Source organism: Pseudomonas sp. WS 5021 (genome assembly GCF_012985535.1).
In the GTDB taxonomy this organism is placed as follows: Bacteria; Pseudomonadota; Gammaproteobacteria; order Pseudomonadales; family Pseudomonadaceae; genus Aquipseudomonas.
In genome coordinates this window covers 38,775-56,741 of sequence record NZ_JAAQWP010000001.1, presented here as the reverse complement: position 1 = coordinate 56,741, position 17,967 = coordinate 38,775, and the positions used below count along the sequence as shown (strand labels likewise).

At 60.3% G+C, this 17,967-nt stretch carries 13 protein-coding genes; 5 read left to right on the top strand and 8 right to left on the bottom strand.

From position 1 onward, the window contains the following. Positions 1-286: 286 nt before the first annotated feature. Complete coding sequence (gene ettA / locus HBO19_RS00255; RefSeq protein WP_029292090.1) at positions 287-1,951, bottom strand: energy-dependent translational throttle protein EttA; 1,665 nt, start codon at positions 1,949-1,951, stop codon at positions 287-289. 251 nt (positions 1,952-2,202) lie between these two features. On the opposite strand from ettA, the gene HBO19_RS00250 reads away from it, so the two are divergent. From HBO19_RS00250 to glyA, 3 genes are all read left to right on the top strand, one after another. After that, positions 2,203-2,811 (top strand): LysE family transporter, encoded by a 609-nt coding sequence (locus tag HBO19_RS00250; RefSeq protein ID WP_169951076.1) that lies wholly within the window; start codon positions 2,203-2,205, stop codon positions 2,809-2,811. Positions 2,812-2,929: 118 nt separating this feature from the next. Continuing rightward, entirely contained in the window at positions 2,930-6,781 is a 3,852-nt protein-coding gene (locus HBO19_RS00245; protein WP_170041701.1) for a bifunctional diguanylate cyclase/phosphodiesterase, read from the top strand. A 223-nt stretch (positions 6,782-7,004) separates the two neighbouring features. Then, positions 7,005-8,258, top strand: a complete 1,254-nt coding sequence (glyA, locus tag HBO19_RS00240) for a serine hydroxymethyltransferase (RefSeq protein ID WP_038443507.1) — start codon at positions 7,005-7,007, stop codon at positions 8,256-8,258. A 176-nt stretch (positions 8,259-8,434) separates the two neighbouring features. On the opposite strand, the gene yjiA is transcribed toward glyA, so the two are convergent. From yjiA to HBO19_RS00225, 3 genes are all read right to left on the bottom strand, one after another. Next, positions 8,435-9,394: a GTPase gene (gene yjiA / locus HBO19_RS00235; protein ID WP_170056698.1), complete on the bottom strand. Its 960-nt coding sequence runs from the start codon at positions 9,392-9,394 to the stop codon at positions 8,435-8,437. A gap of 178 nt (positions 9,395-9,572) precedes the next feature. After that, positions 9,573-9,770: a YbdD/YjiX family protein gene (locus HBO19_RS00230; protein WP_029292120.1), complete on the bottom strand. Its 198-nt coding sequence runs from the start codon at positions 9,768-9,770 to the stop codon at positions 9,573-9,575. A 15-nt stretch (positions 9,771-9,785) separates the two neighbouring features. After that, positions 9,786-11,852, bottom strand: a complete 2,067-nt coding sequence (locus HBO19_RS00225) for a carbon starvation CstA family protein (RefSeq protein ID WP_170056697.1) — start codon at positions 11,850-11,852, stop codon at positions 9,786-9,788. A 174-nt stretch (positions 11,853-12,026) separates the two neighbouring features. Here HBO19_RS00225 and HBO19_RS00220 point away from each other — a divergent pair, with 174 nt between their 5' ends. Then, positions 12,027-12,395: a PilZ domain-containing protein gene (locus HBO19_RS00220; RefSeq protein WP_170056696.1), complete on the top strand. Its 369-nt coding sequence runs from the start codon at positions 12,027-12,029 to the stop codon at positions 12,393-12,395. A 65-nt stretch (positions 12,396-12,460) separates the two neighbouring features. Here HBO19_RS00220 and radA read toward each other — a convergent pair whose 3' ends face one another. The 3 genes from radA to HBO19_RS00205 all read right to left on the bottom strand — a co-directional run bounded on the left by radA (position 12,461) and on the right by HBO19_RS00205 (position 16,057). Then, on the bottom strand, positions 12,461-13,828 hold the full coding sequence (gene radA / locus HBO19_RS00215; RefSeq protein ID WP_169951087.1) for a DNA repair protein RadA: 1,368 nt from the start codon (positions 13,826-13,828) through the stop codon (positions 12,461-12,463). 35 nt (positions 13,829-13,863) lie between these two features. Continuing rightward, on the bottom strand, positions 13,864-14,394 hold the full coding sequence (locus HBO19_RS00210) for an ankyrin repeat domain-containing protein (RefSeq protein WP_170056695.1): 531 nt from the start codon (positions 14,392-14,394) through the stop codon (positions 13,864-13,866). 121 nt (positions 14,395-14,515) lie between these two features. Further along, positions 14,516-16,057 (bottom strand): catalase, encoded by a 1,542-nt coding sequence (locus HBO19_RS00205; RefSeq protein WP_170056694.1) that lies wholly within the window; start codon positions 16,055-16,057, stop codon positions 14,516-14,518. A 288-nt stretch (positions 16,058-16,345) separates the two neighbouring features. On the opposite strand from HBO19_RS00205, the gene mscL reads away from it, so the two are divergent. Beyond that, entirely contained in the window at positions 16,346-16,762 is a 417-nt protein-coding gene (gene mscL / locus HBO19_RS00200; protein WP_169951095.1) for a large-conductance mechanosensitive channel protein MscL, read from the top strand. 58 nt (positions 16,763-16,820) lie between these two features. On the opposite strand, the gene HBO19_RS00195 is transcribed toward mscL, so the two are convergent. Next, positions 16,821-17,597 (bottom strand): ferredoxin--NADP reductase, encoded by a 777-nt coding sequence (locus HBO19_RS00195; RefSeq protein WP_169951097.1) that lies wholly within the window; start codon positions 17,595-17,597, stop codon positions 16,821-16,823. Positions 17,598-17,967 lie beyond the last annotated feature (370 nt).

Below are 17,967 nucleotides of genomic sequence, written 5' to 3'. Positions count from 1 at the left end.
TCGCACCGCGACAGGGCAAAATGTCGCTTTTGTGAATTTAAATGGTGCGATAGATATAAATACACGCGCTTTTTTTGCCCCAAAACAGGGATTTCAGTTCAAGGGGCGCACCAATAGATAGACCGCGATCGCAGGCAAGCCAGCTCCCACATTAGATCGAGTACCTCTGCTACGACACGGTCAAATGTGGGAGCTGGCTTGCCTGCGATGAAGTCACCTCGGTCCCTCTCAATTGCGCCAAAAAAAACGGAGCCCGAAGGCTCCGTTTTGTTCAAACCAACCCGAATCAGGCGAGTTTTTTGTGCCGTACACGATGCGGCTGGGCAGCCGCTTCGCCCAGGCGCTTCTTGCGATCGGCTTCGTATTCGGTGTAGTTGCCTTCAAAGAACACCGCTTGCGAATCGTCTTCGTACGCCAGGATGTGCGTCGCCACACGGTCAAGGAACCACCGATCGTGAGAGATCACAATCGCGGCGCCCGGGAAGTCCAGCAGGGCTTCTTCCAGGGAACGCAGGGTTTCCACGTCGAGGTCGTTGGACGGTTCGTCGAGCAGCAACACGTTGCCGCCTTCTTTGAGGGTCAGGGCCAGGTGCAAGCGACCGCGCTCACCACCGGACAGGTCCTTGACGAACTTCTGCTGGTCGCCGCCCTTGAAGTTGAAGCGGCCAACGTAGGTGCGCGACGGGATTTCATAGTTGCCGATACGGATCTGGTCGGAACCGTCGGAGATCTGCTGGAACACGGTCTTGCTGCCGTCGAGGTCTTCGCGGCTCTGGTCCACGCAAGCCAACTGCACGGTTTCGCCGACTTCGATGGTGCCCGAATCCGGTTGTTCCTTGCCCATCAGCATACGGAACAGCGTGGATTTACCCGCACCGTTACCGCCGATCACGCCGACGATGGCGCCTTTAGGCATGGAGAAGGACAGGTTGTCGATCAGCACGCGATCGCCATAGCCTTTGCAGACGTTCTTGAATTCGATGACCTTGTCACCCAGGCGCGGGCCGGCCGGGATGTAGATTTCGTTGGTCTCGCTGCGCTTCTGGAATTCCTGGGACTGCATTTCCTCGAAGCGTTGCAGACGGGCCTTGGATTTCGACTGACGGGCCTTGGCGCCTTTGCGCACCCACTCCAGTTCGTCCTTCATGGCCTTTTCATGGGCCGACTGCTGCTTGGATTCAGCGGCCAGACGGTCGGACTTGGCTTCCAGCCAACCGGAGTAGTTGCCCTCGTAAGGGATACCGGCGCCACGGTCGAGCTCCAGGATCCAGCCGGCGACGTTGTCCAGGAAGTACCGGTCGTGCGTGATCGCGACCACGGTGCCCGGGAAGTCATGGAGGAAGTGCTCCAGCCAGGCCACGGAATCGGCGTCCAAGTGGTTGGTCGGTTCGTCGAGCAGTAGCATGTCGGGGGCCGACAGCAGCAGGCGGCACAGGGCCACGCGGCGTTTTTCACCACCAGACAGGTGCTCGACCTTGGCGTCCCAGGCCGGCAGGCGCAGCGCATCGGCGGCGACTTCCAGCTGGCGCTCCAGGTTGTGACCGTCGCCAGCCTGCAGGATGGCTTCGAGCTTGGCCTGTTCGGCAGCCAGTTTGTCGAAGTCGGCATCCGGCTCGGCGTAGGCGGCGTAGACCTCGTCCAGGCGGGCCTGGGCGTCCTTGATCACGCTGACGGCTTCCTCGACCACTTCACGCACGGTCTTGGACGGGTCCAGGATCGGCTCTTGCGGCAGGTAGCCGATGTTCAGTTCAGGCATCGGGCGGGCTTCGCCTTCGAACTCGGTATCGACGCCAGCCATGATTTTCAGCAGCGTGGACTTACCCGAACCGTTGAGGCCGAGTACGCCAATCTTGGCGCCCGGGAAGAAGGACAGCGAAATGTTTTTCAGGATTTCCCGCTTCGGTGGAACAACTTTGCCCAACCGATGCATGGTGAAAACGTATTGAGCCAAAATGTGGACCTCGTAAAAAGATGAGAACAGGGCCTGCGTAGCGTCATGGCGCTGTACGTAGCACATCGAATGATCAAGGTTAACCTAAGTCGGCGGCGGCGGGCAGATTGACAGGCGCTTTTGAGCCGCGCTTTTTCCTGCAGCGGGCCAGATGTAACACAATACCCGGCAACCCCTCCCTAGAAGAAGACACATGGCACATACATGCAGGATCACGCCTTACCCTCGGACAGTCGCGCAAGACAGCTTCCATGCTTAGTGTCATGTCTGCGCTGGGGTTGTTGCTATTGATGCCGGGACCGACCAATACCCTGTTACTGCGCGCAGGCGTGCTCTCGGGTTTCAGGCGGGCCTGGACCCTGAGCCTGTTGGAGTGCCTGGCTTACCTGCTGCAGATTGCTTTTTGGGGCTACGTCCTCAGCCATATGGGGGCCAATGCGCCGTGGTGTTTGAAGGTGATGCAGTTCGTCTCGATCTGTTACCTGGTCAAGACCTCGTACAGCCTGTGGCGCGAGCCCGCCGCCGATCTGCCCCCATTGCCCGGAGAGCGGGTGTCGAGGTGGCATTTCTTTTTACTGACGCTGATCAACCCGAAGGGTTTGCTGGTGGTTTCGTTCATCGTGCCGGTGCAGACCTTTGCCGACATGGCCTTGTACGGGCAGTTCGCCATGCAATTCACGGCGGTGGTGATCCCCGTAGGGTGCGCCTGGGTGCTGTTCGGCGCACGCCTCAAACGCAGCGGACATGCCTGGCTGACCCCGCAGAACATAAACCGCACATCTTCTGTGGTTATCAGTTGCTTTGCACTGGCGATTCTATTCAGACTGGCGGATGCCCTGATCAGTACCGGCCCGGCCTGATAGTCCCGCCAGGCGGGGCTGGCACTTTGCCACAACTCAAGGCATGCTAGCCGCCCTCCGGGCGTCCGGCTTATAGTGCACGTCGCGCGCCAGTACAGCCAAACCGCAGGATCACAGCTTGACCAACGTAACAAAGCCAAGCCCCTTGCGCGCAGCGCATATTGCGCCCGGCGCCCCCCTGCACGGAACCCTCAAGGGCGCGCTGGCGACGCTGGTCCTGTTGCTGCTCGCGTTATTGTTCTGGCAGTTGCTGGACCAATTGCAGCAGAACCAGAAGAACCAGCAGCAATACACCATCGACTACAGCGCCGACCTGGCCGAACAGATCAGCCTGAACATGGCCCTGAGCGCGCAAATCGCCCTCAACCTGCTGCCGATCGTCGAACCTCCACGCAATGAAGAACAGCACCAGGCCCTGATGCGCAGCCTGCAGCGCTCGTTGCCGGAACTGCGCAGCGTCGCCCTGCTCGCCCCCAGCGGCGCGATCATCAGTGATACCGCCGACAACAGCCAGGATAGCGCCTGGCTTGAAGAGCTGGTCAAGCGCAGCCACGCCCAGTCCTATTACCTGAGCAATAACAGCGACGGCTCCATCATCTACCTGCTGCTGCACCAACCCAGCGGCGGCGCCAAAATGTACTGGGCGTTGCGCCTGGCCCCCAATTACCTGGCCAACCTGACGCGCCAGGACGGCCAGGGGCCACGGCCGATGTGGGCGATTGAAAACCAGTTGAACCACCGGGTGGTCAGTCGTGACAGCGGCATGCCCAGCCAGTGGTCGGCCGGGCTGACCCCGGAAGAGCTGAACAAGACCGTGCTGGTCACGCCCTTGAGCAAAAGCGACTGGCAACTGCGCGGGCTGTTTGATCGCGCCGCCGTGCTGGAGCAACTGCTGCCGGCGTTTATCGGCAAGTGCCTGCTGGGCCTGGCCTTTTCGCTGATCCCGGTGCTGGTGCTGCTGAACATGCGGCGCCGCCAGCGCCAGGTCAATGAAGGCCGGCGCCGCTACCAGGATATTTTCGAAGGTACCGGCGTGGCCTTGTGCGTGCTCGACCTGTCGGGCCTGCGCGGCTTCTTCGACAAGGCCCAGTTGCACACCCGCGAACAACTGCAGGATTGGCTGCAAAACAGCCCCGAGCAACGCCAGCAACTGCTCAAGGAGCTGCGCATCACCGAGGTCAACCAGGTCGCGGTGCGCCTACTGAATGTGGCGTCCTGCGAACAGGCGTGGGAACGTTTGATCGACGGTTGCCCGCTGGACACCAGCGCCATTGGCTACGCAGTGCTTGAGGCAGTGCTGACCCAGCAGAAACAGCTGGAGTTGGAGATTCAACTCAGCGACATCGAAGGCAACGACCAGTACCTGTGGCTGGTGATGCGCCTGCCGGAAGAACAGCACGACTATAAGGCGGTGATCCTCAGCATCAGCGATATCACCAGCCGCAAACTGGTGGAGCTGTCGCTGGTGGAGCGCGAGGCGTTCTGGTCGGACGTGGTGCGCACCGTGCCGGATCACCTGTATGTGCAGGATGTGATCAGCCAGCGCATGATCTTCAGCAACCACCACCTGGGCCACACCCTGGGCTACAACAAACACGAACTGCAGCAGATGGGCGAGTATTTCTGGGAGATCCTGCTGCACCCCGAAGACGCCGAGCACTACCACGACCTGCGCCAGCAGCAACGCGCCGCCGGGTACCTGGCGCAGTTGCAATGCCAGTTGCGCTTTCGGCACCGCAACAATCAGTGGCGGCGCTTCGAGATCCGCGAACAGGCCCTGGCCCGGGACAAGACCGACCAGGTCACGCGGATCATTGGCGTGGCCAAGGACATTACCGACCAGATCGAAGCCAGCGAATCCCTGCGCGACAGCGAACAGCGCTACCGCATGCTGGCCGAAAGCATCAGCGACGTGATTTTCTCCACCGACAGCAAACTGGCCCTCAACTACGTCAGCCCGTCGGTGAATGCGGTGCTGGGCTATGAAGTCGACTGGATCTTCAAGAACGGCTGGCAATCGACCATCGCCAACCCACAGCAACTGACCGGCATCTACACCCTTGTGGAACGGGTCAGCCGCGCCCTGGACCAGCCCGAAGCCCTGGCCTTGTTGCGCGATGACGTGCAGACCCAACTGTTCCTGTTCGATTGCCTGCGGGCCGATGGGCGCAAGGTGCCGATCGAACTGCGCCTGGTGCTGGTGTGGGACGAGCACGGCGCGTTCGAAGGCATCCTCGGCGTGGGCCGCGATATCAGCCAGCAACGCCGCGCCGAGAAAGACCTGCGCATGGCGGCCACGGTATTCGAACACTCCACCTCGGCGATCCTGATCACCGACCCCGCCGGCTATATCGTGCAGGCCAACGAAGCCTTCAGCCGGGTCAGCGGCTATGCCGTGGCCGATGTGCTCGACCAATTGCCGAACATGCTCACCGTCGACGAACAGCAGGAAGCCCACCTGCGCTATGTGCTCAAGCAGTTGCACCAGCACAGCACCTGGGAAGGTGAAGTGTGGCTCAAGCGCCGCAGCGGCGAGCATTACCCGGCCTGGGTCGGCATTACCGCCGTGCTCGATGACGAGGGCGACCTGGCCAGCTACGTGTGTTTTTTCAGCGACATCAGCGAGCGCAAGGCCAGCGAACAACGCATCCACCGCCTGGCCTACTACGACGCCCTGACCCACCTGCCCAACCGCACGCTGTTCCAGGACCGCCTGCACACCGCGTTGCAATCGGCGGAGCGGCAGAAGTCGTGGGTGGTGCTGATGTTCCTCGACCTCGACCGCTTCAAACCGATCAACGACTCCCTGGGTCATGCCGCGGGCGATCGCATGCTCAAGGAAATGGCGACCCGCCTGCTCGGCTGTGTGGCCGAGGACGATACCGTGGCGCGCATGGGCGGTGACGAGTTCACCTTGCTCCTGCAACCCCGGGTCAGTCGCGAGATGGCGTTGAACCGCGCGATCCACGTGGCCGAGCAGATCCTCGCCAGCCTGGTGAAGCCGTTTGTGCTGGAGGGCCGCGAGTTTTTTGTCACCGCCAGTATCGGCATCGCCCTGAGCCCTCAGGACGGCAACGAACTGAGCCAACTGATGAAAAACGCCGACACCGCGATGTACCACGCCAAGGAGCGCGGCAAGAACAACTTCCAGTTCTACCAGGCCGACATGAACGCCAGCGCCCTGGAGCGCCTGGAGTTGGAGAGCGACCTGCGTCATGCCCTGGACCAGAACGAATTCGTGCTCTATTACCAGCCGCAGTTCAGTGGCGATGGCAAACGTTTGACCGGCGCCGAAGCCCTGCTGCGCTGGCGTCACCCGCGCCGTGGCCTGGTGCCGCCGGGGGATTTCATCCCGGTGCTGGAAGAATTGGGCCTGGTGGTGGACGTGGGCGACTGGGTGATCGACGAGGCATGCCGCCAACTCAAGACCTGGCACCAGAACAAGGTGCGGGTGCCCAAAGTCTCGGTGAACATCTCGGCGCGGCAGTTCTCCGACGGGCAGTTGGGCACGCGGATCGCCACCATCCTCAAGGAAACCGGCCTGCCGCCGGCGTGCCTGGAGCTGGAGCTGACCGAAAGTATCCTGATGCGCGAAGTCAACGAGGCCCTGCAGATCCTTGCCAGCCTGAAAAACCTCGGCCTGAGCATCGCCGTGGACGACTTCGGCACCGGCTACTCATCGCTCAACTACCTCAAGCAATTCCCCATCGACGTGCTGAAGATCGACCGCACGTTCGTCGACGGCCTGCCCTCCGGCGAGCAGGACGCGCAAATCGCCCGGGCAATCATTGCCATGGCCCACAGCCTGAACCTGGCGGTGATCGCCGAAGGCGTGGAAACCCATGAGCAACTGGACTTCCTGCGCGAGCACGGCTGTGACGAGGTGCAGGGTTATCTGTTTGGGCGACCGATGCCGGCCAATCGGTTTGAGGCGCAGTTCTGTAACGACGCCCTGTTCATGTTCGACTGAAAATCATGTGGCGGTGCAGATGGCCTCATCGCGGGCAAGCCCGCTCCCACAGTTGAAATGCGCTCCCATGTGGGAGCGGGCTTGCCCGCGAAGGGCCCTCAAATACGCCATCCATCTCTGGATGAACGCCACTTGTCCGCGACATGATGTCCTTTCATATGCCATCTAAAACCCATTGGGTTAGAATGCCCCTCTTTTCTGCCCCCGATCCTTGAGGACCGCCATGTTCAGCCGTGATTTGACTATTGCCAAGTACGACGCCGATCTCTTTGCCGCCATGGAGCAAGAAGCTGTGCGCCAGGAAGAGCACATTGAGCTGATCGCTTCGGAAAACTACACCAGCCCTGCGGTGATGGAGGCTCAAGGTTCGGTTCTGACCAACAAGTACGCCGAAGGTTATCCGGGCAAGCGTTACTACGGCGGTTGCGAATTCGTCGATATCGTCGAGCAACTGGCCATCGACCGTGCCAAGGAACTGTTCGGCGCCGATTACGCCAACGTCCAGCCACACGCCGGCTCCCAAGCCAACGCGGCCGTTTACCTGGCCCTGCTGCAAGGCGGCGACACCATCCTGGGCATGAGCCTGGCCCACGGCGGTCACCTGACCCACGGTGCCAGCGTTTCCTCCTCCGGCAAGCTGTACAACGCTGTGCAGTACGGCATCGACGGCAACGGCCTGATCGACTACGACGAAGTCGAGCGCCTGGCGGTCGAGCACAAGCCAAAAATGATCGTGGCCGGGTTCTCTGCCTACTCGCAGATCCTCGACTTCCCACGCTTCCGTGAGATCGCTGACAAAGTTGGCGCCTACCTGTTCGTCGACATGGCCCACGTGGCCGGCCTGGTCGCCGCTGGCGTCTACCCGAACCCGGTGCCTTACGCTGACGTGGTGACCACCACCACCCACAAGACCCTGCGCGGTCCACGTGGCGGCCTGATCCTGGCTCGTGCCAACGCCGATATCGAGAAGAAGCTCAACTCCGCCGTCTTCCCGGGCGCCCAAGGTGGCCCGCTGGAGCACGTGATCGCTGCTAAAGCGATCTGCTTCAAGGAAGCGTTGCAGCCTGAGTTCAAGACTTACCAGCAACAAGTGGTGAAGAATGCCCAGGCCATGGCCAGTGTGTTCATCGAGCGCGGTTTTGACGTGGTGTCCGGCGGTACTGAGAACCACCTGTTCCTGCTGTCGCTGATCAAGCAGGACATCTCCGGTAAAGATGCTGACGCTGCCCTGGGCAAAGCCTTCATCACCGTGAACAAGAACTCGGTACCGAACGATCCACGTTCGCCGTTTGTCACCTCGGGCCTGCGCTTCGGCACCCCGGCCGTGACCACTCGTGGCTTCAAGGAAGCAGAGTGCAAGGAACTGGCTGGCTGGATCTGCGACATCCTGGCTGATCTTTCCAACGAAGCCGTGATTGACGCGGTACGTGAGAAGGTCAAGGCCATCTGCAAGAAGCTGCCGGTATACGGCGCTTGATTGCAGGCGCTTGAATAAAAAGCCCGGCTCTTGAGCCGGGCTTTTTTATGCCTGTTGGAACGCGGTCAACATGTGGGAGCGGGCTTGCCTGCGATAGCAGTGGGTCTGCCAACTCATCATTGACTGGTCTACCGCTATCGCAGGCAAGCCCGCTCCTACACTGGTCGCGTTTCAAGTCAGGGTTGGTAGACCCGCTGGAAACCCGCGCGAATCTTCTCTTGCGGTAACTCATCGGCAATAAACACAATCACGCTTTCCCGCGGCTCGCCTTCGGCCCATTCGGTGTCCCAATCGAACCCGTAGAGCTTGAGCACGCCCTGGAACACCATGCGTCGATCTTCACCGGCGATGTTCAGCACGCCCTTGTAGCGCAGCAGTTGTTTGCCGTGCTCTTCCAGCAACTCGTTCATGAACTCGCTGAGGCGGTCGATATCCAGCGGCTGGTCGGTGCGCAGTACCAGGCTGGAAATGCGGTCGATGGACGGCGCCTGGCTGATCGGGCGCAAGGTCATGCCTGCGTTGAGGTTGAAGCCGCGCACATCCAGCAGTTCAGCCAAGTCGATCTTGCCATGTTCCACCACACGGATCGGCGCGCGACGGTTGATTCGGCTCAGGCGCTGGCTGAGGGCCTCGAAGCTGGCGTCGTCGACCAGGTCGCGCTTGCTCACCAGCAGGCGGTCGGCAAAGCCGATCTGCGCCTGGGCGATGGTCTGGGTCAGATGGTGCTCGGCGTGGGCCGCGTCCACCAGGGTGATGATGCCGTCGAGAAGATAGCGCTCGCGCAGTTCTTCATCGATAAAAAAGGTCTGGGCCACCGGCGCCGGGTCGGCCAGGCCGGTGCATTCGATCACCAGGCGGTCGAAGGCGATTTCGCCGCTGTCCAGGCGTTCGAGCAGCAGGTACAGGGCCTTGGTCAGGTCGGTGTGGATGGTGCAGCACACGCAACCGTTGGACAGGGTCATGACTTGGACCGGTTCATCACCCAACAGCTGGGTGTCGATGCCGGCGTCACTGAATTCGTTTTCGATCACGGCGATTTTCAAGCCGTGCTCGGCCTTGAGCAGGTGGCGCAGCAAGGTGGTCTTGCCAGCGCCGAGGAAGCCGCTGAGGACGGTGACGGGGATGGGAGAGGACAAAATATTCTCCTTGAGGAAACACAAAACAAATGTGGGAGCGGGCCTGTGTGGGAGCGGGCTTGCTCGCGATGCAGGCAACTCGGTCTACCTGGTATACCGAGGTGATGCTATCGCGAGCAAGCCCGCTCCCACACAAGCCCGCTCCCACAGGGGATCACATAGGCCCAAGCCTATGGGTTCAACAGCACTTGGGCCCGCCCTTGCCGCCGTAACGGGCTTCCTGGCGTTCCCGGAAGAACGCCTTGTAGTCCATCATCGGCTTGTCCGGGTGCTTGGTTTGCATATGCTCGACGTAGGTGTCGTAGTCGGGCATGCCGACCATCAGGCGGGCTGCCTGACCGAGGTATTTACCGAGGCGACCAATGTCATTGAACATGTTTGCAACCCTCTATCATGCGTCCGGCATGGCTTGGAATGGTGCTTCTTTATCCGTACGTTCCTTGGTACCCCAGGCGGCCACGCCGACTTTGATCGCATAGAACAGGATGCTGAAGACCACGAACAGGAACAATACCGTCAGCGTCGCGTTGGTGTAGGCATTCCAGATCACGTGCTGCATCTGGTCGATGCTCTTCGCCGGGGCCAGGATCTGCCCGTTGGCCAACGCATCGCTGTATTTTTTTGCCAACGACAGGAAGCCGATCGCCGGGTTAGCGTCGAACAACTTGATCAGGCCGGCGGTCACGGTGCAGATCAGCAGCCAGACAGCCGGCAGCATGGTTACCCAAATGTAGCGCTGGCGCTTCATTTTGATCAGCACAACGGTCGCGAGCATCAGCGCGATACCGGCCAGCATCTGGTTGGAGATGCCGAACAGTGGCCACAAGGTATTGATGCCACCCAGCGGGTCGATCACGCCCTGGTACAGCAAGTAGCCCCACATCGCCACGCAGCCGGCGGTGGCGATCAGGTTGGCAGTCCACGACTCGGTACGCTTGAGCGCCGGGACGAAGGAGCCGAGCAGATCCTGGAGCATGAAGCGCCCGGCACGGGTCCCGGCGTCAACGGCGGTCAGGATGAACAGCGCTTCGAACAAGATCGCAAAGTGGTACCAAAACGCCATGGTGTTTTCACCCGGCAGCACGCTGTGCAGGATCTGCGCGATGCCGACCGCCAGGGTCGGCGCACCGCCGGCACGGGCCAGGATGGTGGTTTCACCGATGTCATTGGCCACCGCTTGCAGCGCTTCCGGGGTAATCGCAAAGCCCCAACTGCTGACGGTTTGCGCAACAGTCACCACATCGGTGCCGACAATCGCCGCAGGGCTGTTCATGGCGAAGTACACGCCTGGCTCGATCACCGACGCGGCAACCATGGCCATGATGGCGACGAACGACTCCATCAACATGCCGCCATAACCGATGTAGCGCGAGTGGGCTTCATTGGCCAACAGCTTGGGCGTGGTGCCCGAGGAAATCAGTGCGTGGAAACCCGATACCGCGCCACAGGCGATGGTGATGAACAGGAACGGGAACAGGCCGCCCTTCCAGACCGGACCGGTGCCATCGACAAACTGGGTCAGCGCCGGCATTTTCAAGTCGGGCATGGTGATCAGGATGCCGATTGCCAGGGCAATGATGGTGCCGATTTTCAGGAATGTAGACAGGTAGTCACGCGGGGCCAGGATCAGCCACACCGGCAATACCGCAGCCACGAATCCGTAGCCGACCAGCATCCAGGTGATCTGGATCCCGGTAAAGGTGAAGGCCTTGGCCCATACCGGATCAGCAGCAATCTGCCCGCCCAGCCAGATCGAGCCCAGCAGCAACAGCACGCCAATGATCGAAATCTCGCCGATGCGGCCCGGGCGGATGTAACGCATGTAGACGCCCATGAACATCGCGATCGGGATGGTCGCCATCACCGTGAAGATGCCCCACGGGCTTTCGGCCAGGGCCTTGACCACGATCAGCGACAACACCGCGAGGATGATGATCATGATCAAAAAGCAGCCAAACAGCGCGATGGTCCCGGGAATGCGGCCCATCTCTTCGCGGACCATGTCCCCCAGGGAACGGCCGTTGCGACGGGTGGACAGGAACAGGATCATGAAATCCTGCACGGCCCCCGCCAGCACCACGCCGGCAATCAGCCATAGCGTACCCGGCAGGTAGCCCATCTGCGCCGCCAATACCGGGCCGACCAGAGGTCCCGCACCCGCGATGGCCGCGAAGTGGTGACCGAACAGAATGTGTTTGTTGGTCGGCACATAGTCCAGACCGTCGTTGTTGATCACCGCGGGGGTGGCCCGCCGTGGATCGAGTTGCATCACATTATTTGCGATGAACAGGCTGTAGTAACGATAAGCCACCAGATAAATGGCGACTGCCGCGACTACAATCCACAAGGCGTTGATCGCCTCGCCGCGACGCAAAGCCACTACGCCCAGGGCGCACGCTCCTACGATTGCCAGCAACAGCCAGGGTAGATGGCGTAGCAGGCTATTATTATTTTTCATTTTTATATTCCAGCCAGGTTGGACAGAAAGACAGCCAGTCCGAGTTTAGCGCGCTGTGCCCTAAAGACCAGCCCCCTACGTTGGTCTAGAGCCTTGCCGGGGCGAAAAAAAAGCGAAATAAACGCCCAATAATGGCGCAAGGCTACAATCCCTGTATCTACAGAGGGTTTCACCATGAGCGACCAGCCGTCAGATCGCCGCCGTTTTCGGCGGATTGCCTTCGATGCCAAGACCGAACTCATGCAGGACGGCCAGCAATGGCCGGTGCAACTGGTGGATTTATCGCTCAAGGGCTTGCTGGTGCAAAAGCCTGCGCCGTGGCTGGGCAAGGGTGACGAGCCCTTTGATGTGGACATTCACCTGGACGCCGACACGGACGTGCGCATGCAAGTGCGGCTGAGCCATGACGACCAGGGGCAACTGGGGTTTGTCTGCGAGCATATCGATCTGGACTCGATCAGCCATTTGCGCAGGTTGATCGAGCTCAATCTGGGGGATGAGGAGGAGCTGCATCGGGAGCTGGGCGAGCTGCTCAACATCTGACGATGTGCACACATCAATGTGGGAGCAGGCTTGCCCGCTCCCACAGGGGGTTGTGGTGTTGCGGGTTATTCGAACAAAGCATCCAGTGCCTGTTCCAGTCGGGTCACACCAATAATCTGCAACCCCGGCGGCGCCTCCTTCGGCGCATTGCCCTTGGGTACGATGGCGCGCTTGAAGCCATGCTTGGCAGCTTCCTTGAGCCGTTCCTGGCCGCTGGGCACCGGGCGCACTTCGCCCGACAGGCCCACCTCGCCAAATACCAGCAGGTCATGGGGCAACGGTCGATTGCGCAGGCTGGACATCACCGCCGCCATCAATGCCAGGTCCGATGCGGTTTCCAGCACCTTGACGCCGCCCACCACGTTGAGGAACACGTCCTGGTCATGGGTCGGAATCCCGCCATGGCGATGCAACACCGCCAGCAACATCGCCAGGCGGTTCTGATCCAGGCCCAGGGTCACGCGGCGCGGGTTGGCCAGGTGGCTGTCGTCCACCAGGGCCTGGACTTCCACCAGCATCGGCCGGGTGCCTTCCCACGTCGCCATCACCACGCTGCCCGGTACTTCTTCCTGGGCGCGAGTCAGAAAGATCGCCGAAGGGTTGGAGACTTCTTTCAGCCCCCGGTCAGTCATGGCGAACACACCCAGCTCGTTGACCGCGCCGAAACGGTTTTTCACCGCCCGCAACAGGCGCAGGCGTCCATCGGACTCACCCTCGAAATACAGCACCGTATCCACCATATGCTCCAGCACGCGCGGGCCGGCCAACGCGCCTTCCTTGGTGACATGGCCCACCAGGAAAATCGCCGTGCCGCTCTGCTTCGCGTAGCGCACCAGCAACGCCGCACTTTCCCGCACCTGGGACACACCACCCGGCGCCGATTGCAGTTGCTCGGTGAAGATTGTCTGGATCGAGTCGATCACCATCACCTTGGGTTTTTCCACGCGGGCGGTGGCGATGATGCTTTCAATGCAGGTTTCGGTCATGACCCGCAGTTGGTCCTGGGGCAAGCCCAGGCGGCGGGCGCGCATGGCCACTTGTTGCTGGGATTCTTCGCCGGTGACGTACAGGGCCGGCATGCGGCTGGCGATGCTGCACAGGGTCTGCAGGAGGATGGTCGACTTGCCGATACCCGGGTCGCCGCCAATCAACACCACCGAGCCGTCCACCAGGCCGCCGCCAAGCACTCGGTCGAGCTCGCCGGACGCGGTGGAGAAACGCGGGATTTCCTCGACGCTGACTTCTGCCAGGGTCTTGATCTGGGCTTGCTGCCCGGTCCAGCCGGAGCGCCCGCTGGGCGCCGCAGCCCCGCCGCTTTCAATCATGGTTTCAGTGAGGGTGTTCCACGCCCCGCATTCGCCACACTGGCCCGCCCATTTGGGAAAGGTCGCGCCGCACTCCGTGCAGCCGTACATGCGCTTGGCCTTTGCCATCTGAGAACCTCCAACCGAAAAACCGCGATGATAGCTTAGCGCGGCGCTGCGGTACGGATTTCACCGTTGGCCAATCGTGTAGCACTGTTGCCCAGCGGGTCTTCGGCATTCAGGTCGGCGCCCTGGGCCTTGAGTACATCGAGCAGTTCGACGCGCTTGAACAGCCCGGCGTACATCGCTGCCGTCTGTCCGGCGCCGTTGCGTTGGTCGGGGTTGCAGGCGGTACCCAGCAAACGCCGGGCAATGCTCAACTCGCCCTTGAAGATCGCGCCCATCAGCGCTGTATTGCCGCGATTGTCCTGGACACAGGCATCGGCACCGGCCGCCAACAGTTGTTCCACAGCAGGGGCCTGGCCGTGGTAGGCGGCGAGGATCAGTGCAGTGTAGCCCTTGCCATCGACGGTATTGAGGGAATAACCGGATTCGATAAAAGTCTTGAGCATTTCCACGTCGCCACGCCGGGCGGCGTCGAAGTAGTAGTCCTGCAACTGCGCCTTGAGGGCCTGTGGGTCGGCGAATACGCTCAAGGACCAGCAGGCCAGTAGGGCCCCTATAAAGCTACGCATAATCAACATCCTCTGCAGGTCCCTTGTAGGCGCCGGCTTGCCGGCGATGGCCCCGCAAAGATCACCATCGTCTTCAGCGATCTCATCGCCGGCAAGCCAGCTCCTACAGGGAGATGTGCCGTTAGTCCGTCAGCTTTTCAGCCAGCGCCTTGACTCGCGCCAGGTCGCCCTTGGCTACTTTGGCCACGCCCGTGCCGTACTCCGGGTCAGCTTTGTAGAGGAACGACAGGATGATGTGTTTGCTGACGTCATCGGTGGTCGCCAGGGAGCCGCCAAAGTTGTCGATCAAGTCCTGGCGTTCCTTCTTGCTGTAGGACCGATACAAATCGCCCGCCTGCTTGAAGTTCTGCTCACGCTGGATCTTCGCTTGCTGGGTGCTGCCGGCCAGGGGCATCTGGCTGTAACGCGCGCTTTGCGGCTCTTCCCGGGGTACCAGGCGGCTTGGCTGATAGTTCACGCCAGTGCTGGTCTTGCCGACGTTCATCGCGCCATCCTGGTTACCGTTGTTGACGGTGACCCGTGGAGCGTTGATCGGCAGTTGCAGGGCATTGGAGCCCAGGCGATACATCTGCGTATCGGCGTAGGAGAACACCCGACCTTGCAGCATGCGGTCTTCCGACGGCTCGATACCCGGTACCAGGTTCGCCGGGGCCATGGCCACTTGCTCGGTTTCCTGGAACACGTTGCCGGGGTTGCGGTTCAGCACCATTTGCCCGACTTTGCGCTCGGGAACATCGGGCCAGATCTTGGTGGCGTCCAGTGGGTCGAAATCAAACTTGGCCAGTTCTTCGGGCTTGAGCACTTGCACATACAAGTCCCACTTGGGGAAGTCGCCCTTGTTGATATGAGTAACCAGGTCGTTAGTCATATGGCTGTAATCACGGCCCTGGACCTCGACAACTTGTTTGGGGTCCAGGTTCTTGATGCCCTGCAGGCTCTTCCAGTGAAACTTGACGTAGTGCACTTCACCCTTGGCGTTGATCAACTTGTAGGCATGTACGCCATTGCCGTCCATCTCCCGATAACTGGCGGGGGTGCCGGAGTCCGAATACAACTCAGTGAGGGTGCGGGTGGACTCGGGAACATGGGAGAAGAAGTCAAAACGCCGGGAGTCATCATCCAGGTTAGTGCGCGGGTCCGGCTTGAAGGCATGGACCATGTCCGGGAACTTGATCGCGTCGCGGATAAAGAAGGTCGGGAAGTTATTGCCGACCAAGTCCCAGTTACCTTCGGCGGTATAGAACTTGGTGGCGAAGCCGCGTGGGTCGCGCAGGGTTTCCGGGGAGTGGTTGCCGTGCACTACAGCAGAGAACCGCACAAATACCGGCGTGGCCTCACCGGCGGCAAACACTTTGGCCTTGGTCAGGTCGCTGAGGTTGTCGGTGACGGTGAAGGTACCGTGGGCGCCGGTGCCACGGGCGTGCACCACACGCTCCGGGATGCGTTCACGGTCAAAGCGCTGCAGCTTCTGGATCAGTTGTACATCTTGCAGCAGGACCGGGCCGTTGGCGCCGGCGGTCTGCGAGTTCTGGTTGTCACCCACGGCCGCGCCATTATCGCGAGTGAGGTTGGCGGCACTGACCGACAACGACAACAAACTGGTACTGGCAATCAATAGCAGATTGCGCGCAGCAATAGACCTGCGGCTAATAAGGTTTTTCATCAAGCAATCCTCTGGTTTTTTTAAATGCACTTTTACGGGTGCTTGCCAGAGGCTAGTGATCCTGGCGCCAGAAGATAAATAGAAAAGCCACACCAACCCGATTAAAAAAATAGTGTGGTAAGACACTGAAATGCCGGGTATTTCGCGCGCGATTGGTGGCACTTTGCAAACTATTTGCGTTTTAATGTGTCGATTGCAACGAACAGTGTTAACAGTTGTGTCGAGCAAGTCACTGCAGACTGACTTACACTGAGTTCCTCTCCTCTCAACTGTAACAAGGAATAACCTATGGGCGTGATCAGTGAGTTCAAGGCCTTCGCGGTCAAAGGTAATGTGGTCGACATGGCGGTCGGTATTATCATCGGCGCCGCCTTCGGCAAAATTGTTTCGTCCTTCGTAGGCGACGTGGTGATGCCGCCCATCGGCCTGCTGATCGGCGGTGTGGACTTCGGTGACCTGGCGGTAACGCTCAAGGCAGCACAGGGCGATGCACCTGCGGTGGTCCTGGCCTACGGTAAATTCATCCAGAGCGTCATTGACTTTGTGATCGTCGCGTTCGCGATCTTCATGGGTGTCAAGGCCATCAACCGTCTCAAGCGTGAAGAAGCCGTGGCGCCAAGCCTGCCACCGGTCCCCACCAAGGAAGAGGAACTGCTGGGGGAGATCCGCGATCTGCTCAAGGCCCAGAACAACAAGCCCCTGTAGCCGACCCGCAATACCTGTCGGCCACAGAAAAAGGCGCCCCTGACCGGGCGCCTTTTTTCTACCAGTAGTTTTCTACCGCCACCTGCCCTGGCCGACGCGCCAGGCTCAGTTGCATATCACGCTGCTTGAGCAGTTGCCGGGTGTCATCGATCATCTGCGGATTGCCGCAAATCATCACCCGCGAATGCAAAGGCGTCAGCGCTACGCCCGCCGCACGCTCCAGCTCGCCATTTTCGATCAGGGTCGTGATCCGCCCATTCAATGCACCCGGCCGCTGCTCACGGGTCACGATAGGCAGGTAGGTGAGTTTATGGGCGTGTTCGCTCAAGTACTCGCGCTCGCCCAATTCCTTGATCAGGGTCTGGTAGGCCAGCTCCCGAGCTTCCCTGGCGCTGTAGACCAGGATGATCCGCTCGAATTTTTCCCAGGCTTCAAAGTCCTGCAGGATCGACAGAAATGGTGCGATCCCCGTGCCGGTGCCCAGCAGCCAAAGGTCACGACCATCGACAAAACGATTCAGGGTCAAGAAACCGGTGGCCTGGCGCTCCACCAGCAACTCGTCGCCCACCCGCAGGCGACTCAGCTCACTGGTGAACTCACCACCGGGCACCACAATAGAGAAAAACTCCAGGAACTCATCAAAGGGCGACGACACCACCGAATAGGCACGCCACACCAGGCTGCCATCGGGTTTGGTCACGCCCAGGCGCACAAACTGCCCGGCGGTGAAACGGAACCCCGGGTCCCGGGTAGTACGCAGGGTAAACAGGCTGGGGGTCAACGACTGCACATCGATCAGGGTCTGGCGTGTGAATTTTTCCGCACTGGCCGTCATGGGGGGCTCCGGTCTACAGGTAACCCCTAGTGTCCCCCAAAGCGACGCCTGGAAACACCGTTGGTTTGTAGTGACATCCTGCGTGCCTCCACTGACCAATACAGAAAAGATGGCCATCTGCCTTCAATTCAAACCATTTGGCTATTAAGTCCTACCCATAACCCCTACATGAAAATTCATAAACTGTGTCGCAACCCTGCCCTAAGCAAATGAATGACAAAGAAATTCACTCACATCATCAGCCCCCCGACCGCGCGCCCAGGGCCATGGGTATCGATCAGTTCTGCTAAAAAACGCAACGCTAAGTGCGAAAATTCCCATCTGGGTTTTACATGCTGTCCTACACTCGATTCGGTAACGCTAAGGGGAC